Origin of the sequence: Streptomyces aurantiacus (assembly GCF_001418335.1) — a bacterium.
GTDB classification, from domain to species: domain Bacteria; phylum Actinomycetota; class Actinomycetes; order Streptomycetales; family Streptomycetaceae; genus Streptomyces; species Streptomyces aurantiacus.
In genome coordinates, this window is the sequence record NZ_LIPP01000010.1 from 14109 (window position 1) to 32406 (window position 18298).

Annotated in this window: 19 protein-coding genes; 9 read left to right on the forward strand and 10 right to left on the reverse strand. The window is 69.5% G+C overall.

The window, feature by feature from the left end; genetic code table 11:
* Positions 1 to 69 precede the first annotated feature (69 nt).
* Positions 70 to 2400 (reverse strand): glycogen debranching protein GlgX, encoded by a 2331-nt coding sequence (glgX, locus tag AOK01_RS01470; RefSeq protein ID WP_055507515.1) that lies wholly within the window; start codon positions 2398 to 2400, stop codon positions 70 to 72.
* Positions 2401 to 2612: 212 nt separating this feature from the next.
* On the opposite strand from glgX, the gene AOK01_RS01475 reads away from it, so the two are divergent.
* The 6 genes from AOK01_RS01475 (at position 2613) to AOK01_RS01500 (ending at position 8306) form a co-directional block, all read left to right on the forward strand.
* A complete protein-coding gene (locus AOK01_RS01475; protein WP_055507517.1) occupies positions 2613 to 3869 on the forward strand; it encodes a L,D-transpeptidase in 1257 nt (418 codons plus the stop codon).
* Positions 3870 to 4047: 178 nt separating this feature from the next.
* A complete protein-coding gene (locus tag AOK01_RS01480) occupies positions 4048 to 5289 on the forward strand; it encodes a L,D-transpeptidase (RefSeq protein ID WP_190850162.1) in 1242 nt (413 codons plus the stop codon).
* Between the two features lie 170 nt (positions 5290 to 5459).
* Complete coding sequence (locus AOK01_RS01485) at positions 5460 to 6227, forward strand: enoyl-CoA hydratase/isomerase family protein (protein ID WP_055507522.1); 768 nt, start codon at positions 5460 to 5462, stop codon at positions 6225 to 6227.
* A gap of 319 nt (positions 6228 to 6546) precedes the next feature.
* On the forward strand, positions 6547 to 7155 hold the full coding sequence (locus AOK01_RS01490) for an ATP-binding protein (protein WP_079103087.1): 609 nt from the start codon (positions 6547 to 6549) through the stop codon (positions 7153 to 7155).
* A gap of 113 nt (positions 7156 to 7268) precedes the next feature.
* On the forward strand, positions 7269 to 7892 hold the full coding sequence (locus tag AOK01_RS01495) for an ADP-ribosyltransferase (protein ID WP_055507526.1): 624 nt from the start codon (positions 7269 to 7271) through the stop codon (positions 7890 to 7892).
* 201 nt (positions 7893 to 8093) lie between these two features.
* The gene (locus tag AOK01_RS01500) at positions 8094 to 8306 is read left to right on the forward strand and encodes an EF-hand domain-containing protein (RefSeq protein ID WP_055507528.1); all 213 of its coding nucleotides are present in this window, start codon (positions 8094 to 8096) and stop codon (positions 8304 to 8306) included.
* Between the two features lie 113 nt (positions 8307 to 8419).
* Here the strand turns inward: AOK01_RS01500 and AOK01_RS01505 are convergent, their stop codons facing one another.
* From AOK01_RS01505 to AOK01_RS01535, 7 genes are all read right to left on the reverse strand, one after another.
* Entirely contained in the window at positions 8420 to 8977 is a 558-nt protein-coding gene (locus AOK01_RS01505) for a glycoside hydrolase family 25 protein (protein ID WP_055507530.1), read from the reverse strand.
* 192 nt (positions 8978 to 9169) lie between these two features.
* On the reverse strand, positions 9170 to 9385 hold the full coding sequence (locus tag AOK01_RS01510) for a DUF6059 family protein (RefSeq protein ID WP_055507532.1): 216 nt from the start codon (positions 9383 to 9385) through the stop codon (positions 9170 to 9172).
* 128 nt (positions 9386 to 9513) lie between these two features.
* Positions 9514 to 10539 (reverse strand): 3-oxoacyl-ACP synthase III family protein, encoded by a 1026-nt coding sequence (locus AOK01_RS01515; protein ID WP_055507534.1) that lies wholly within the window; start codon positions 10537 to 10539, stop codon positions 9514 to 9516.
* A 74-nt stretch (positions 10540 to 10613) separates the two neighbouring features.
* A complete protein-coding gene (locus tag AOK01_RS01520; RefSeq protein WP_055507536.1) occupies positions 10614 to 11426 on the reverse strand; it encodes an arylamine N-acetyltransferase family protein in 813 nt (270 codons plus the stop codon).
* Between the two features lie 28 nt (positions 11427 to 11454).
* Positions 11455 to 12264: an arylamine N-acetyltransferase family protein gene (locus AOK01_RS01525; protein WP_055507538.1), complete on the reverse strand. Its 810-nt coding sequence runs from the start codon at positions 12262 to 12264 to the stop codon at positions 11455 to 11457.
* Positions 12265 to 12270: 6 nt separating this feature from the next.
* Entirely contained in the window at positions 12271 to 13269 is a 999-nt protein-coding gene (locus AOK01_RS01530; protein ID WP_055507540.1) for an amidohydrolase family protein, read from the reverse strand.
* A gap of 9 nt (positions 13270 to 13278) precedes the next feature.
* Positions 13279 to 13683, reverse strand: a complete 405-nt coding sequence (locus tag AOK01_RS01535) for a YybH family protein (protein ID WP_055507542.1) — start codon at positions 13681 to 13683, stop codon at positions 13279 to 13281.
* 204 nt (positions 13684 to 13887) lie between these two features.
* Between AOK01_RS01535 and AOK01_RS01540 the strand changes: the two genes are divergently transcribed.
* The gene (locus AOK01_RS01540; protein WP_063792687.1) at positions 13888 to 14568 is read left to right on the forward strand and encodes a flavodoxin family protein; all 681 of its coding nucleotides are present in this window, start codon (positions 13888 to 13890) and stop codon (positions 14566 to 14568) included.
* Between the two features lie 260 nt (positions 14569 to 14828).
* Positions 14829 to 15530: an NAD(P)-dependent oxidoreductase gene (locus AOK01_RS01545; protein WP_055507544.1), complete on the forward strand. Its 702-nt coding sequence runs from the start codon at positions 14829 to 14831 to the stop codon at positions 15528 to 15530.
* A 40-nt stretch (positions 15531 to 15570) separates the two neighbouring features.
* Here the strand turns inward: AOK01_RS01545 and AOK01_RS01550 are convergent, their stop codons facing one another.
* Both AOK01_RS01550 and AOK01_RS01555 read right to left on the reverse strand, forming a co-directional pair.
* On the reverse strand, positions 15571 to 16572 hold the full coding sequence (locus tag AOK01_RS01550) for a 3-oxoacyl-ACP synthase III family protein (protein WP_055507546.1): 1002 nt from the start codon (positions 16570 to 16572) through the stop codon (positions 15571 to 15573).
* 223 nt (positions 16573 to 16795) lie between these two features.
* On the reverse strand, positions 16796 to 17500 hold the full coding sequence (locus AOK01_RS01555) for a TetR/AcrR family transcriptional regulator (RefSeq protein ID WP_055507548.1): 705 nt from the start codon (positions 17498 to 17500) through the stop codon (positions 16796 to 16798).
* Between the two features lie 115 nt (positions 17501 to 17615).
* Here AOK01_RS01555 and AOK01_RS01560 point away from each other — a divergent pair, with 115 nt between their 5' ends.
* On the forward strand, positions 17616 to 18260 hold the full coding sequence (locus tag AOK01_RS01560; protein ID WP_055507550.1) for an NAD(P)-dependent oxidoreductase: 645 nt from the start codon (positions 17616 to 17618) through the stop codon (positions 18258 to 18260).
* The last annotated feature ends 38 nt before the right edge of the window (positions 18261 to 18298 follow it).

Sequence of the window (18298 nt, forward strand, 5' to 3'; positions counted from 1 at the left end):
TGCGTTTGTCGTCTGCGGGTTGGTGGGGGCTTGGCGCGCAGTTCCCCGCGCCCCTGACGGGGCACTCTCTCAGGAGACGACCTTCAGGAGCAGGATCGAGCGGGGCGGGATCGTGATGGGGGTGCCTGCCCGGTGCGCCACTCCCGGCGTCTCCCCCTGTTCCTCTCTCGACGTGTCGACGACGACCTCGTACGACTGCGCCCACGGCGGGCCCGGAAGGGCGAAGTCCGTGGGTCCGTCCCCTGCGTGCAGCACCGCGAGGAAGCTGTCGTCCGTCACGGGTACGCCCCGTGCGTCCCGCCCGGGTATGTCCCGGCCGGACAGGAACATCCCCAGCGTCCCGGCGGGCGCGTACCAGTCCTGCTCCGTCATCTCGGTGCCGGCGGCGGTGAACCACGCCAGGTCCCGCAGCCCGTCGGCCGAATGGGACCGCCCGGAGAAGAAGGCCCGCCGCCGGAGCACGGGATGGGCGTGGCGCAGGGCGATCAGCCGGGACGTCAGGTCGAACAGGGGCCGCCAGTCGGGGTCGTCCAGCAGGCTCCAGTCGAGCCAGCTGATCTCGTTGTCCTGGCAGTACGCGTTGTTGTTGCCCCGCTGGGTCCGCCCGAGTTCGTCGCCCGCGACCAGCATCGGCACCCCGGTGGAGAGCAGCAGGGTGGTGAGGAGGTTACGCAGCTGGCGGCGCCGCAGGCCGCGTACCCGGGCGTCGTCGGTCTCGCCCTCGGCCCCGCAGTTCCACGCCCGGTTGTCGTCGGTGCCGTCGCGGTTCCCCTCGCCGTTGGCCTCGTTGTGCTTGCGCTCGTACGACACCAGGTCCCGCAGGGTGAAGCCGTCGTGGGCCGTCACGAAGTTCACCGAGGCGTACGGCCGCCGCCCGCCCCACGCGTACAGGTCGCTCGACCCCGAGAGCCGGTACCCGAGATCCCGTACGTCCGGCAGCGCGCCCCGCCAGAAGTCCCGTACGGCATTGCGGTAGCGGTCGTTCCACTCCGTCCAGAGCGGCGGGAAGGCTCCCACCTGGTAGCCGCCGGAGCCGACGTCCCACGGCTCGGCGATCAGCTTCACGCGGCGCAGCACCGGGTCCTGCGCGATGACCGCGAGGAACGGGGACAGCATGTCGACGTCGTGCATGGACCTGGCCAGCGCGGCGGCCAGGTCGAAGCGGAAGCCGTCGACGCCCATCTCCGTCACCCAGTAGCGCAGCGAGTCCGTGATCAGCCGCAGCACGTGCGGCTGTACGACGTGCAGGGTGTTGCCGCAGCCCGTGTAGTCCGCGTACCGCCGGGCGTCGCCCTGCAGCCGGTAGTAGCCGCGGTTGTCGATGCCGCGCAGCGACAGGGTCGGGCCCAGTTCGTCCGCCTCGGCCGTGTGGTTGTAGACCACGTCGAGGATGACCTCGATGCCGGCGGCGTGCAGGGCGCGCACCATGCGCTTGAACTCGCCGACCTGCCGGCCGTTGGTCCCGGAGGCCGCGTACGCCGCGTGCGGGGCGAAGTAGCCGATCGAGTTGTAGCCCCAGTAGTTCTTCATGCCGCGGCGCAGCAGGTGGTCCTCGTGCGCGAACTGCTGCACCGGCAGCAGTTCGACGGCCGTCACCCCGAGCGCCACCAGGTGCTCGATCGCCGCCGGGTGGGCAAGACCGGCGTACGTGCCCCGCAGTTCCTCCGGGATTCCCGGGTGCAGCTTGGTGAAGCCCTTCACATGCAGCTCGTAGATGACGGAGTCCGCCCACGGCGTCTTGGGGCGGCGGTCGTCCGCCCACTCGTCGCCGGGTGTGTCGTCGTGGACGACGACGCCCTTGGGGACGTACGGCGCGGAGTCCCGGTCGTCGCGCACGGTGTCCGCGACGTGCTGCTGGGGCCAGTCGCGCACATGCCCGTACACCTGGGGCGGCAGGCTGCCGAACTCGTCCTGCCCGGCGCCGTCCACGGCACGCGCGTACGGGTCGAGGAGGAGCTTCGCGGGGTTCCAGCGGGCCCCGGTCCACGGGTCCCAGCGGCCGTGCACCCGGAAGCCGTACCGCTGTCCGGGCCGCACGCCGGGCACGAAGCCGTGCCAGATCTCATGGGTCAGCTCGGTCAGCGGGACCCGCACCTCGGCACCGGCACCGCTCCCGTCCCCGTTTCCGCCCCCGCCCCCGTTTCCGTCGTCCGCCGTGCCGAAGAGGCAGAGTTCGACCGACTCGGCGCCGCCCGCCCACAGCGCGAAGTTGGTGCCCGACACGCCGTCGGGTCCCGTCCGGAAGCGCGCCCCGAGCGGGGTCGGCGCACCCGGCCACACGGAGACGCCCGGCGCCGTACGCGCCGTGCCGTTCAGCACGGGGGCGGCCCGTGCGGGCAGCAGCCCCCCGCCGGGCGCGCGCCCCTCCTGCACTGCCTCCTGCTCGGCTGCGCTCGACACCCTGGGCCCTCCCGCGGCTCGGTCGGAGCGGCACGAGGAGGACCGCGGCGTCCCGGCCGCGGCCTCATGTCGTGTCGTCCTCCCCACTGTTCTGCCCAGACCCGGGCTCGCACTCACGTTTCCCGAGGCGGGGGCCGAACGGCACGCAGGTCCTGGTACCCGCCGAACGGACGCGCTTCCCCCGGGCCCGCTCGGTCGTTGGGTCCCACGTGATGCACGTACAGAGGCAGAGGCAGCAGAGGCAGAGGCAGAGGCGCGCGTGGCGCGCAGGGGCCGCGCTGGCCGCCGCACTGACATGGGCGGGCCTGCTGGCCTCGGCCGCGGGCTGCACCTCGCACGGGGTGGACGAGATGCTCGGCAAGCCCCGTTCGCCGCAGGACGCGATCCGCGTCTCGCCGGACGACGGCAGCAAGGGCGTACGTCCCGACGAGGGGCTGAAGGTGCGGGTGCCGGCCGGGCGTCTGGAGTCCGTGAAGGCAGTGAAGTCCCAGGACGCCCAGGAGTCCCCGGTCCCCGGCCGGATCGGCGAGGACGGCGCGACCTGGCGGCCCGACGAACCGAAACTCGCGCTCGCCGCCAAGTACACGGTGGACGTGGTCGCGCTCGACGGACACGGCCGGCGGGTGGCACGGCACGTGACGTTCACGACGTCCGTCCCCGACGAGCGGTTCGTCGGATACGTCATGCCGGAGAACCGTTCGACGGTCGGCACCGGCATGATCGTGTCGCTGGAGTTCAACCGCGAGATCGAGAACCGGGCGGCCGTCGAGCGCGCCGTCCGCGTGACGTCCGTACCGAAGGTGCCGATCGCCCCGCACTGGTTCGGCGGGGACCGCCTGGACTTCCGCCCCGCGGCCTACTGGAAGCCCGGCACGAGGGTCACCGTCGACCTGCGGCTGCGGGACGTCGAGGCGGCGCCGGGCGTGTACGGGCTGCAGCACAAGACCTTCTCCTTCACGGTCGGCCGCAGCCAGGTCAGCGTCGTCGACGCGGCGGCCCACACCATGCGGGTACGCCGCGACGGAGAGCTCCTGTCCACCGTGCCGATCACCGCGGGAGCCCCCGGGAACACGACGTACAACGGCAAGATGGTCGTCACCGAGATGCTTGAGGTGACCCGGATGAACGGGGCCGCCGTCGGCTTCAAACGGGCCGACGGCAAGGGCGAGTACGACATCCCGGACGTCCCGCACGCGATGCGCCTGACCTCCTCCGGGACCTTCCTGCACGGCAACTACTGGGCCGAGGGCGTGTTCGGCACGGCCAATGTCAGCCACGGCTGTGTGGGACTGCGCGATGTGAAGGGCGGCAGTTCCGCGACCCCGGCGGGCTGGTTCTTCGACCGCAGCCTCATCGGCGACGTCGTCGAAGTCGTCCACAGCAACGACAGGAAGGTCGCTCCGGACAACGGCCTCGGCGGGTGGAACATGGGCTGGAAGGCCTGGAAAGCGGGCTCCGCGGTGAAGTAGCCCGACATAGGGGTACGCACATGGAAGGGGCTCGCGGGCCCATGACCTCGGTGAGTTGGGACGGAACGGTGACATTCCCGGGAGACCATCCCTGGTGGCAGTGTGATTAATTAGCGCGATGCGTGCGTGGGACGCGCCGTAGTACGGGCCTGAACAGGCCGTGCGAGGGGAGAACGACTTGAACGGGCGACCGATATCGGGGGCGTCGGTTGGCGCGCGGACACGAAGTGGCAAGGGGGCCCTGGCACTTGTGCTGGGGGTGCTGCTGCTTCTCGTGACCGCGTGCGGCGGGGGCGGGGACTCGGACTCCGGGTCCGGCGGAGACAAGGGCAAGGATTCGGGCAGCGCGGACACCAAGGTTTCGCAGGCGGTCGTGACCATAGCGCCGAAGGACGGCACCGACGCCGTCAAGACCAGCGGCGCGCTGAAGGTGACGGCCGCGAAGGGCAAGCTGACCGAGGTCACGGTCGAGGACACCAAGGGCAACCCGGTCGACGGGAAGATCACCGACGGGGGCGCGAGCTGGACGCCCGCCGGTCATCTCGCCGCGGCCACCAAGTACAAGGTCCACGCGGTGGCCAAGGACTCCGAGGGCCGTCAGGCCGCCGAGGAGTCCGCCTTCACCACGCTGACCCCGAAGAACACCTTCGTCGGCATCTTCACGCCCGAGGACGGTTCCAAGGTCGGCGTCGGCATGCCCTTCTCGGTGCGCTTCACCCGGGGTATCACCCACCCCGAGGACGTCGAGAAGGCGATAGACATCAAGACGGAGCCGGCGGTCGAGGTCAAGGGCCACTGGTTCGGCAACGACCGCCTCGACTTCCGTCCGGAGGAGTACTGGAAGTCCGGTACGAAGGTCACCGTCACCCTGAACCTCGACGGTGTCGAGGGCCGGTCGGGTGTCTACGGCGAGCAGGCCAAGACCGTGAAGTTCACGATAGGCCGCAGCCAGGTCTCCACGGTCGACGTCAAGACGAAGAAGATGACAGTCAAGCGGGACGGCAAGGTCATCAAGACCATCCCGGTCACGACGGGCAAGGCCGGCTACGAGACCTGGAACGGCCAGATGGTCATCAGCGAGCGCCTCAGGGTGACCCGCATGAACGGCGAGACGGTCGGCTACGGCGGCGAGTACGACATCAAGGACGTGCCGGACGCGATGCGCCTGACCACGTCGGGCACCTTCCTGCACGGCAACTACTGGGGCGGCGACGCCTTCGGCAACTACAACGCCAGCCACGGCTGCATCGGCCTGCGCGACCAGCGCGGCGGCGGTGACCGGGGGGCACCGGCCGCGTGGTTCTTCGACCGCTCGATCGTCGGCGACGTGGTGATAGTGAAGAACTCCAACGACCGGACCGTGGACCCGGACAACGGGCTCAACGGCTGGAACATGTCGTGGGAGAAGTGGACGGCGTGACCTTCCGCGGAGCCTTCGCGGACCTTCGCGGACCAGGACGCCGCTGACCGCGGCGCCCGTTCCTCGGAGACCGATGGAGACCGATCGAAGACCGACCGTACGGCCCCGGTACCCGCTCTGTGACGGAGCGCACCGGGGCCGATCGCGTTAGCCCCCGTTAACCTGCCTTCATGACCGTCAATCTCGAAGTCGCCGAAGGTGTCGGCACGATCCGTCTCGACCGTCCGCCCATGAACGCGCTGGACGTCGCCACGCAGGACCGGCTCAAGGAGCTCGCCGAGGAGGCCACGCGCCGCGAGGACGTCCGCGCGGTGATCCTCTACGGCGGGGAGAAGGTGTTCGCGGCGGGCGCGGACATCAAGGAGATGCAGGGCATGGACCATGCGGCGATGGTCGTACGCTCCCGGGCCCTTCAGGACTCCTTCAGCGCCGTGACCCGCATCCCCAAGCCGGTCGTCGCCGCGGTCACCGGTTACGCGCTGGGCGGCGGCTGTGAGCTGGCGCTGTGTGCCGACTTCAGGATCGCCGCGGACAACGCCAAGCTGGGCCAGCCGGAGATCCTCCTCGGTCTGATCCCGGGCGCGGGCGGCACCCAGCGCCTGTCCCGTCTCATCGGCCCTTCCCGGGCGAAGGACCTCATCTTCACCGGCCGCATGGTCAAGGCCGACGAGGCCCTGTCGCTCGGCCTGGTGGACCGGGTGGTACCGGCCGCCGACGTGTACGCGGAGGCGCACGCGTGGGCCGCGAAACTCGCGAAGGGGCCCGCGCTGGCGCTGCGCGCGGCCAAGGAGTCGATCGACGCGGGCCTGGAGACGGACATCGAGACCGGGCTCGCGATCGAACGGAACTGGTTCGCCGGTCTGTTCGCGACGGAGGACCGGGAGCGGGGGATGCGGAGCTTCGTCGAGGAGGGGCCCGGCAAGGCGAAGTTCCTCTGACGGGGCTCGGCACATGGCTCGGCACGGGGCTCGGGAGAAGGTTCCGGACGGGGCTTTGGACGGGGCTCCGGACGGGGCCGGAAAAAGACCGGCGAACCGGTGAATGGTCTTTCCCGGCGGAGGGCAGGTGTGCGGCGCATTTCGTCCGCCAAGTCCCGCTGATCAACTCGCAGTTGACGTGGTGTCTTACCCGTCGTCCCCCGAAGGGGCGGTTTATGCGCGGCTTAACGCAGCCTTAAGGATTCCTGGTCGGGAACGCGGGCGGTTGCCCCTGACAGGTATGTCACCGCAGGCCAGGCGGGGTTTATGGATCGCCGTAATGCCTATGGCATATGTCGATCGAATGGCGCGGAATGCGGAGTTCCGGAGGTCGTATTCCTCCGGAACGCCTCCGAAGCGGCCCTGCGGCGGCCATGATGGAGGCATGGCGGGGCTGGAAGGTATCGAACAGCCGCGGCGGCACGGGAGTGCGACCGCGGCACGCTGGTCGCCTGCTGTCGAGGACGAACACGCGCTGAACGCGCTGGAGTTGTTCGGCAACCCCACCGAGGCGGAGGTGCCGCTGCCGTCCCGGCCGGAGTCGGCCGCCACCGCGCGCCGGCTCACCCAGGTCGTGGTGCTCCGCCAGTGGGGCCTCTCGCCGAAGATGACCGAGGACGCCGTGCTCCTGGTCTCGGAGCTCGTAGGCAACGCAGTCCGGCACACCGGGGCCCGGGTCTTCGGGCTCCGTATGCGGCGCCGGCGCGGGTGGATCCGGGTCGAGGTCCGTGATCCCTCGCGGGGGCTGCCCTGTCTGATGCCGGTGCAGGAGATGGACGTCAGCGGCCGTGGCCTCTTCCTCGTCGACAAGCTCGCCGACCGCTGGGGCGTCGACCTCCTCCCGCGGGGCAAGACGGCATGGTTCGAAATGCGCGTCGTCGACCGCTGACCCCGGGAGCAACTGGGGTGGTCGGGGCGGCCGAGGCAACCCGGTCGGCGGACACGCCGCCGTACGAGTGACGATCCACGCTCCGCCCCCGCGGAACCGAGATCGTGCTCCCCATGATCTCAACTCACCTGCGGCGACGGGCCGCTGCCGTCGTCCTGTCCCTCTCGGCCGTCTTCGCGACCTCCGCCGCGACGCTCCCCGCCGAGACCACGGCAAAGGCCCCCGCCGCCTTCGCCGCGAAGGCCGCCGCGCCCACCTGTCCCCAGTTCGACGACCCCGTCCACGCCGCCGCGGACCACGAAGTGGACGTCGACCGCATCACGCCCGAGCCCGTCTGGCGCAAGACCTGCGGCACGCTCTACCGCAGCGACGGCCGGGGCCCCTCGGTCGTCTTCGAGCAGGGCTTCCACCCCAAGGACGTCGTCAACGGCCAGTACGACATCGAGAAGTACGTCCTGGTCAACCAGCCCTCGCCGTACGTCTCCACGAGCTACGACCACGACCTCTACAAGACGTGGTGGAAGAGCGGCTACAACTACTACATCGACGCCCCGGGCGGCGTGGACGTCAACAAGACCATCGGCGACACCCACAAGTGGGCCGAGCAGGTCGAGGTGGCCTTCCCCGGCGGTATCGCACGGCAGTACATCATCGGCGTCTGCCCGGTCGACAAGAAGACCAAGACCGAGATCATGAACGACTGCGAGAGCAACCCGCACTACGAGCCCTGGCACTGAGCGGACTGACTCCGGTGCCAGGCCGCCTGGAACGCCCGCAGAACCGCGGGCGTTCCCCGGCGCGGCACGGGAACAGGGCGCCGACCCGGAGTCCCCCCCCGCCGAGGAGTTCGCCTGGGTGGTCGCCGCGCTGCCGGCCAGGTCGGAACGTTAATCTGACCTCGTCAGAGAAGCAGGAAGCACCACGAAGGGGCGGGTCCGGTGGCGGACATAGAGGAAGCACGCAAGGCGTTCGAGCGCATCGACGCGGACGGGGACGGCTACATCACCGCCGCCGAGTTCAAGAAGGCTCTGGCTCAGGGCGGGGACTGGAACGTCACCGAGTCGGTGGCCGAGGCCGTCATCGCCGCCCAGGACCTCAACGGCGACAAGCTGCTCTCGTTCGACGAGTTCTGGAGTCACATCAACAAGTGACGTGAGCTGCGGGGGCGTCCACCGGTTTCGCGGTTTCGCGAGGGGGCGCCCCCTTTTCTCACCCGGTGGTGCACCGCACTCGTCGTCGCGCACGGCCTCACGGCCTCACCACCTCAGGCGTCCGCCGCCCATTCGCGCAGGGCGGCCTTGGTGGAGAAGTCCGCGACGTTCTTGTCCAGTGGGTCGTTCGTGTACTGGTGGAAGCGCCACTTGGCCTGGATACGGGGCTTGCCCGCGGTGACATAGTCGGCGATCCACAGAGCGTCACCGGCGTACGAGGTCGTGTCCACGTTCAGCCAGTAATTCCGGTTGCAATAGAGGACCACCCGGTTGTTCGGCCGGAGTTCCTTCACCTTGCGGATGAAGCGGTCCTTCTCCGCGTTGCTCGCGTGGGTGCCGTCGCCCGTCGTCTCCCAGTCCACGGCGAGGATGTCGCCCGCCTTCTCCGGGGCCTTGCCGACGAAGTACTCGGCCTGGGCCGTGAGGTTGCCGGGCCACAGGAAGTGGTAGAAGCCCACCACGCAGCCGGCGTCCCTGGCCCGCTTCGTCTGCGCGCTCAGCTTTGGGTTGACGTACGTGCGGCCTTCCGTGGCCTTGACGAAGACGAAGGACAGGCCTTCGGTGCTGTACGAGGACGACTGGTAGGCGCTTACGTCGATGCCGCGCAGCATGGCGACTCCTTGTGCGTGGGGGTCCGGAAGTACGGATCGTGCTTCCTGGGGGCCGTGGGGGCAACCACCTTCGGGATTCCCGTACTTGGGCCGCCCTACCCACGCGCGGGGCATCGCGGGGTATCGCGGGTATTGCGGCGGAGCCCACGGCACGGCGCACGCGCCCGGCGCAGCACCGGAGTCTTGTCGTGGTCAGGTGCCGAATCCGCCGTGTCGTGTGAGTTCCCGGTCGAGGGACCGCTCGAACTCGGTCAACGGACGCTCGGGGACCAGGCGTTCGGGGCCGTTCGCGGGTGGCGGGCTGAAGAGCAGGGGGCTCGCGCAGAGGGGCGGGGTCGCCTGCGTGGCCCCGTAGGCCACCAGGCTCTGCCAGGCAACTCTGGCGCAGCGTCGTACGAAGTACTTCATGCGGTATGTCCTTAAGAATGGTTGGCGGTCCGGGAGGGCGGATGCGGATGCGGATGCGGGTGCGGGTGCGGAGCAGGCGGTCGCGCGGCTCGCCCCCGCCCGAGCCGCGCGACCGGTCCGTGCCGGGGTCAGAGTTCCGCGGCGATGACGTCCTCCGGGAGGCGGAAGCAGAGCGAGCCGAAGAGGAAACCGGCTCCGATCGCGGCGATGACGAGCAGGTCGGCGCGCCGTGCGCGGCCCTCGTGGGCCAGCCGCCAGAGCGACGTCAGGGGCGAGACCGAGGCCGTGTTGCCCAGCGTGTCCGCGGTGACGGGGACGCGCTCCGGGTCGGCGCCGGCCATGCGCCCGATCTGCCGCACCAGCTTGGCGCTGGCCTGGTGCAGGGCGAAGCCACTCACCTCGTCGACGGTGACACCGGCCGAGGCCAGTGACTCGTTGAGGGACTTCGGCAGCCGGGTCATGGCCTCCCGCAGCACCACGCTGCCGTCCATGTGCAGATACGGGGTCCGCGGCGTCTCGGTCGGGGAGCCCGGCACCTCCTGGTTCAGGCGCCAGGGCGTGGCCATCCGGACGGCGTCCGAGTAGGTGTTGCCCAGGTCGTAGCCGAGCAGGCCGTCGGGTCCTTCCGACTTGCGCAGTACGGCGGCCCCGGCGGCGTCGCCGAAGAAGATGCGCGTGACGCGGTCCTGCGGGTCGGTACCGCCGGAGCCGCGCTCGGCGCAGACGAGCAACGCCGTCTCCAGGCCCGGCTCCTGCAACAGGGACGCGGCCGTGTACATCCCGTACACGGTGGACGCGCACGCGTGCTGGGTGAAGTCGACGATGCGCGGCGTCGCGATGCCGAGGCGTGCGGCGATGGTCACGCCGAGCGAGGGCATGACCCAGTCGGGCGACGTGCACGCCACGACGAGTACGTCGATCGCCGCGGCCTGGACGTCGGCCGCCGCCAGGGCCTTCTCCGCGGCCTCGACCGCGAGGTCGGCCACTGTCTCGTGCGGTTCGAGGAAGCGGCGTTCCCTGATGCCCGTCCGCTCCTCGATCCACTCGGGCGTGGTGTCGAGCGTCGCGCACAACTCCTCGTTGGTGACCACCCGTTCCGGCAGTGCCAGGGCGACACTGCGCGGGCTGACCGGGGTGAGTGCCCATTTGGGCATGCGTCCTCCTCTTTTCCGGCTTCTTCCGACTTCTTTTGGCGCCGTGGTGCTGCGGTGCCGCTGTGGCGCGGTACTTACTTCTCCTCGAACGCCATGCGTACGGAGGAACTCCGGTGCGGGCTCGGAGTGGGCCGCTTCTCGAATGTGATGCCGAACCAGCTCTCATAGGCGGCCAGGACGGCGGCGTCATCGGCGAGTTTCTCGGTCCTCGTCTCCTTTCCCCTGGTGATCGTCAGCAGGTCGTCCTTCAGCAGGACCCAGCCGTCGTCGAGGGGAAGCCGGCAGAACATGTTCTGCCGGAGCAGGGATTCGGGACTTGTCTGGTACCACCACACCACCTGGTCGAAATCCGAGATCGACACCGGGTCGTCGTAGAAGCGGTACAGCGGCTTTCCGTCGCACAGCACGTCGGTGGAACGGTCGTCCACGGCGCGGACGGTGAACTCGCCGTGCGGATCGGGCTGTGGGTCCGCGGTGTCCAGCGCCAGCGGATACCTGCTGCCCTTGCCGAATCCCGCGTCGACGAGCCACCGCCGGCCGTCGACCTCGGCGGTGACCACCAGGTGGTTGTACGGGGCGTTGAGCCGGCCGCCGATCCAGACCTGCCCGTGGTGCAGCCGTGCCGCGTAGCCCAGGGTGCGGAGCAGCAGGGAGAACGACATGTTGATCTCGCCGCAGCCACCGCCGCGGCGCTGGTGCACGATCTTGTCGATGACCTGGTCGTCCTTGTACTGGACCTCCTTGCCCAGGTGGTAGTCGAGGCTCTCGAAGGGCACCGACAGCACATGGCGTTCGTGGAGGTGGCGCAGGGCGGCCAGGTCGGGCCGGTCCGGTGGCCTCGCCGAGATGCGTTCCAGATATGCGGCCGTCGTCGGTTCGTCCAGCATGGGAATTCCCTTGGGCGGAGTGAATGCGTCAGTCTTGCTCGAACGAGAAACGGATCGCGTTCGTGGTGTGCGGACTGGGCACGGGCCGCTTGTCCAGCTTCATTCCGAACCATTTCCGGTAGGCGGCCACGACGGCGTCGTCGTCGGCGAGCTTTTCCGTCGTCTTCTGTTTTCCCGAGGTGAGGGTCAACTCGTCGTCGCGCAGGCTGACCCAGCCGTTCTCCAGGGGCAGCGAACAGAAGATGTTCTGCAGGAACGGGGAACCGGGGAAGGTCCGGTACCACCACATCGTCTGGGCGAAGTCGCTCAGTTCCGCGGGCTCCTCGGAGAACACGTACTGGGGGACGCCGCCCCGCGACACCTCGACGCTGCGGTGGTCCACCCGCCGGGTGGAGAACACGCCGTGCGCGTCCTCGTGGAGGTCGTCGGAGTCGACGAGGAGAGGATGCCGGCTCCCCTTGCCGAACCCGATGTCCGCGATCCACCGGACACCGTCGACAGCGACGGTCAGCATCATGTGGTGGTACGGGGGAGTGGCCCGGCTGCCGAAGCGGATACGCCCCTGATGCACCGTCACCTCGAAGCCGAGGCTCTGGAGGAGCAGGTAGAACGCGGCGTTGAGCTCGTAGCACCCGCCGCCGCGGCGCTGGTGCACGATCTTGTCGATGACGCGCTCGTCCAGATAGATCTCGTCACCCGAGTGGTAGTCGAGACTGTCGAACGGCACCGACAGCACATGGCGTTCGTGCAGGTGGCGCAGTGCGGCGAGGTCGAGGCGCTTCGGTGTGTCGGCGGAGATGCGGTCCAGGTAGGCGGACACGGTCTGCTCGGTGAGCACGATGTCTCACACGTCCTTTCCGCTGAGCCGCGGGAAGAGTCCCTCGGCGTTTCGGTGGTCGAGAAGGAGCCGTTCCTCGGCGTCGAACTTCCCGTGGGCCAGCACGCGGTGACCGGTGCCGAGCGTGGCCGCCTCCGGCATGAGGGGAAAGTCCGAGCCGACCAGGAGCCGGCTCGCCGGGCTGAAGGAACGCAGTGCCGCCAGGGCGTGCGGGTCACCGGTCATCGCGATGTCGAGGTACAGCCGGCGCAGCGAGCCCATCGGGTCCTCGGGCAGCCGGGCGGCGAGTGCCGGGCTGATGAGCGCCCCGGCGGCGAGCCGTCCGGCGAGGGACGGCAGCCCGCCTCCGCCGTGCGGCAGGATCACCGACAGCTCCGGGAACGTTTCGAGCGTCCGGTTGCAGAGGAGCTGCGCGGCCACCCGGACCGTTTCGAAGGGGAATTCGTACCACGGGGCGGGCACGTCCGGCAGCGGCAGGCCGCCGGCCGGCGGGACCGTGGGGTGGACGAACAGCGGCCGGTGCCGGCGTTCCGCTTCCGCGAAGAGCGGGTCCATCGAGGGGTCCCCGACGTACAGTCCGCCGTAATTGCTGACCAGGCCGACACCGTCGAGGCCGAGTACGTCGACGGCGTACGCGAACTCGTCCAGTACCGCGTCCATGTGCGGAAAGGGAAGCACCGCGAACGCGCCGAACCGGCCGGGGTGGTCGGATATCAGGCCGGCGAGGTATTCGTTGACGCGGCGCGCGAATTCCGCGGCCGGTTTGACCTCCAGTGAGGTCGGAACACCCGGCCAGACGCTCGTCACGGCGGCCCGGATTCCATGGCGGTCCATCATGGAGAGGCTGGCCCCGGCGTTCCACGTCGGTTTGTCGATGCCGGGCAGTACGGTCGGAATTCCCAGGGCCTGGAGTTCGTCGCGGTAGAAGTCCGGGAGGATGTGGTGGTGCACGTCGATCGCACGCAGCCAGGGTTGTGCGGCGGGTGCCCGGGTGTCGTCCTGCATGCCCGGTCCTCAGGCCCGGCTCGTGCCGGACGGGTTGCTGATCAGGCAGCGCCAGACTCCGTCGGCGCCGCGCCGGGCGATGTCGGCGGCCGTTCCCTCGACGCGGACGTGTTTGCCGTCGGGACCGGTCCCCTCGTGCACGTAGTCGATGATCATGAGGGCCGTGTCGCCGACGGTGTAGGCGTGCCGCACCTTCAGGCTGATGGGCAGGCGGTGGGCGGTCACTTCCTCGCCGGAATCCCAGAGTTTCTCGCCGGCCTGGAATTTCCCGGGGGAGAGGACGCGCATGGCGTGCGGGTCGAAAAGCATCTTCAGGACTTCGAGATTGCCGGCGTTGAATGCCTCCGAGAATGCCGCGGGGAGCTGCACGAGGTCGGTCGGAAGGGCAATCGCCTGGTCGCTTGAATTCGCCATGGCGACAGCACACCGGGATCACGGGAGCACGCTCAACCAGGCACCTTCCAGTGTGTCAGGTCGCCGCCGGTATTGCGCCGGATCTCTTGCGTACCTGACGAACTGTGTGGCATTCGGCTATGCGTACCGGTTACGCGGAACTCATGATGCCGCTCGTACCGAACGTGACGTGGTGATCGAGAACGCGAGTGGCGAGGAGTGCACGTGATCAAGGTAGCCATCATCTTCCATTCCCGGAGCGGGAACGTGTTCAAGCTGGCCGCGGCGGCCGCCGCGGCGGCCGAGAAGGCGGGCGCCGAACCGAAGCTGCTCAAGGTCGGCGAGCTGCCGGACCCGATGGTGCTGGACAAGGAGGCGTATGACAGCGTGGAAAGTGCCACCGCCGATGTGCCCGTGGCCACGCTGGACGATCTGCTGTGGGCGGACGCGATCATGATCGGCAGTCCGGTCCACTTCGGACTGCCGGCCCCGCAGATCCTGAACTTCATCGACCACTCCGGCCCGGTCGCCATCCCGGGCAAGCTGGTGGACAAGGCCGTCACCGTGTTCGCCTCGGGGTCCGCCGCCCACGCGGGCCAGCAGACGACGATCCTGGCGCTGCACAACGCGGTGTGCCACTGGGGTTCGCTCATCGTGCCGAACGGATCGAGCGTCGAGATCCTGGCCTCGGAGCACAACGGTTCGCCGTACGGCACGTGCAGCATCTCCCGGCACCTGGCGAGCGAGGTGCACGAGGACAACCTCAGGGCGATCGAGCACCAGACCCAGCGCCTCGTGGAGGTCGCCACCGCCTACGGGATCGGCCTCCGGCAGACGGAGTCGGCCATCAAGTACGTCGGCCTGGAGGACCTCGCCAGGAAGTTCCCCCACCTGTCGATGGACTGAGACCGACTGAGCACCTGTCGACCGACCGACCGCGCGACTCGCGACCAGCGACCGGCCCCGCATCGGGGCCGGTCGCTTGCGTATGCCTCTCCCTGTCCCTGTCCCTCTCCCTGTCCCTTTTCTCCGTGCCTTTCGCTTTCGCCCCGTGGTACATTGGTCTGGCACTAGAACAACGTACTAGTGGCCGATCGTCGTCCCGGCGGAGGTCGACGAGCGAGTGACACGAGCCCCCACGCCCACACCTCTCGCAGGAGGAATCCGTGAAACTGGTCATCTTCGGCGCCAACGGACCGACCGGCCGACTGGCCACCGAACAGGCACTCGCCGAAGGGCACACGGTCACGGCCGTCACTCGCCGGCCCGACACGTACCCGCTCGGCGGCGCCCGGCTGCGGGTCGTGGGCGCGGACGTCCACGACGCCGGAGCGGTGGACCGCGCGGTGGCCGGACAGGACGCGGTCCTCTCCACGCTCGGCCTGCCGTACACCAAGGAGCCCGTGACGGTCTACTCCGACGGCGTCGCGAACATGATCAAGGCGATGGACGTCCACGGCGTCCGCCGGCTGGTCTGCGTGAGCTCGATGGGTGTCGACCCCGAGCACGCGCCGGGTGAGTCCTTCACCTTCCGGAAGCTGATCGCACCGATGCTGCTGAAGATGGGACGCACGCTCTACGAGGACATGGGCCGCATGGAGCAGATCGTGCGCGCCAGTGGTCTCGACTGGACGATCATCCGCCCGGCCGGCCTCTTCGACGGCACGGCCCCGACCGACTACGTCGTCGGCAAGCCGCGCACGCCCGGCCGGTTCACCTCGCGCAACGACCTCGCGGACGCGCTGGTGCGTTCGGCGGTCGACAGCCGGAACGTGGACGAGGTCATCGAGGTCGTCACGACGCGGGGCGTGCCCAGTTACGCCGGTGTCTTCGTGAAGGAGGCGCTGCACATCGGCAACAAGCGGTGACGCGCGGCCGGGTGGCACGCCCGGCGTTCAGCAGGAGGGTTCAGCAGGAGATCAGCGTCAGCCCCATGGACATGCCCCCGCCGAACGCGGCGAGGAGCAGCAGGTCGCCCTCGGCCACGGCGCCCGAACGGCTCAGGTGGTCCAGGGTGATGGGCACCGACGCGGCACCCGTGTTGCCGTACCGGGTGACCGTGGTGGCCAGCCGGTCCGAAGCGATCCCCAGGCTCTTGGAGATCTCGTCCAGGATCCGGCCGTTGGCCTGGTGCGGCACGAAGTGTGCGAGTTCGTCGGGCCGCACCCCGTTGTCCGCGAGGAATTCCCGGATGCCGGGAACCACCACGCTGTCGATGAAGTCGCTCACGCCCCGCCCGTCCATCCTGAAGTGGTGCAGGCCCGCGCTCAGCGTCTCCTCCGTCGCCGGCAGCCGGCTGCCGCCTGCGGGGACCCGGATGAGGTCACGTGCCGCGCCGAAGCCGGCCAGCCGGGCGGACAGCAGCCGGCGCCGGCCGCCCGGGCCCAGTACGACGGCACCGGCACCGTCTCCGAACAGCAGGGCGGTGCGGCGGTCGTCGAGGGCCAGGATGCGTGAGTAGACGTCGGCGCCGATGACCAGCGCGTAGCTGTGCTCGTCGCCCGCCAGGAGCCGTTCGGCCACCGGCAGGGCGAACGTGAAGCCGCTGCACACGGCGTTGACGTCGAAGGCCGCGGTTCCGTGGCCGGCGCCGAGCTCGTCCGCGACGACACTCGCCGTCGCGGGCTGCGGGGAGTCGGGCGTGGAGGTGGCCACGATGACGACGCCCAGCTGGGAGGCGCTGACGCCGGCCTGTTCGAGAGCGGCCCTGGCGGCGGCGACGGCAAGGTCCGACGTCGCCTCCTCGGGCTTGGCCCAGCGGCGCTCGCGGATCGCCGTCTTGCGCCAGATCGCCTCCTCCGAGACCCCGATCAGTTCGCTGATGTCCTTGTTGTCGATGACCCGGCTGGGCAGGTAGGAGCCCGTGCCGAGGATTCCGGGTCCTGCGGTGACCGCACCACATGTGATCATGGTCTGCTCCGTTGTCGTCCTGATGGGGTACGGCCACACGCTCCGGGTCGGGCGCGACGGGAACGGGTCCGGTCGCGGCCCCCGGTGTCGGTGTGCCGTCTGGTGCCTTCTCCGTTGCGCACCGGTCCGACGCCGTACGGGGACGGCTCGCCGGATGCGACGGATCGCACACATCAGGACAGTGGGCGCGCGCTCCGCGGTCCACCGGAACTCCACGGGTCTGTCAGGTGTCGATCTGGGCCTGGAGCCCGTCGAGCGCGTACCGCAGTCCCAGGTGGAAGTTCTGCTCCCAGTCGTCGTCGAGCAGGTACTCGTGGCTCGCCAGTGTCGGGTACGTGTCCCGGTGGCGACGCAACTGCTCCTGGGCCGCGGCCCGTTCGCTGTCGGACCAGCGCAGGCTCGACTGGCTGGCGGTGGATCCCTGGAGGTGGCTGTACAGCAGCCAGCACGCTGCCGTGACCGCCTTGCCCCGGAAGCCGACGCGTACCAGGGAGGCTTGCAGGAACTCCATCCAGGCGAGGAAGTTCGGCCCGATCGACGGCCGTTGACGCAGCGGCAGGGCGGCCGACCACGGGTGCCGCAGAAGCGTGGCCCGGCAGTCCGCCAGGAGGGCGACGATGTTCTCCCGCCAGTCACCGGAGTCCCTGTCGGGCAGCGAGGTCTCGCCGAAGATGGCGTCGATCGCCAGGTCGATCACGTCGGCCTTGGTCTTGACGTGCCAGTACAGCGTCGTGGTGCCGACGCCGAGCCGCTCCGCGAGGTGCCGCATGGTCAGCCGGTCCAAGCCTTCCTCGTCCAGCAGCGCGACCGCCCCTTCGGTGATGCGCTCCCGGGTCAACGGCGGTACCGCGCGCGGCACCGGCGGGCGCAGCCAGACGCTGTGCGCGGCCTCCGCGACGGTCGGATCGTTCCCCCGTGGCTTGTTCACGACGGTGCCACCAGCCTCTCCGGCTCTCGTGCTCTCTGCCTGCCATGGTAGTACGTTGATCTATGGGATCGAACGTTGTACTGGCGACGGAACGCTGTTCGGGCAGGAGGCAGCCATGAAACTCGTGGTGTTCGGCGCCAACGGTGCCACGGGGCGCCTGGTCGTCGCCATGGCCGTCACGGCGGGCCACTCGGTGACAGCCATCGCCCGGCGGCCCCGGGAGTTCCCGTTCCACGACCGGGACGTGCAGGTGGCCGAGGCCGACGTGCGGGACGCCGAAGCGGTGGACTGGGTCGTGGCGGGCCACGACGCGGTCGTCTCGGTCGTCGGCGTACCCCCGACCAGGAGACCCGTCACCGTCTACTCGGAGGGCGCCGCCAATATCGTCACGTCGATGACCGGCCACGGAACGCGGCGTCTGGTGTGCGTCAGTTCCGCGGGCCTCGACCCGGCCGTGCGGTCCGGCCGGGCGCTGTCGCGAAGGGAGGCGCGCCGCCGCGTCTTCCAGGCGCGGATGCGCGGCGTGCACAGGGACATGGGGCGCATGGAGGACATCGTCCGGGGCAGCGCGCTGGACTGGACCCTCGTGCGGCCCGGCCGCCTTTGCGGCGCGGGCCTCACCGACTACCGGACCTCCTCGCACGCCCTGCCCGGCGCTCGTACGTCCCGCGGTGACCTCGCCCATCTCCTCCTCCGTCAGACGGTGCGCGACGGACAGACGCGCAAGACCGTGTACGTGTTCTCCGGCGACCGCCTCTGAATCGCGACTCTTCATTTCATCTGCAAATATCAGAACGC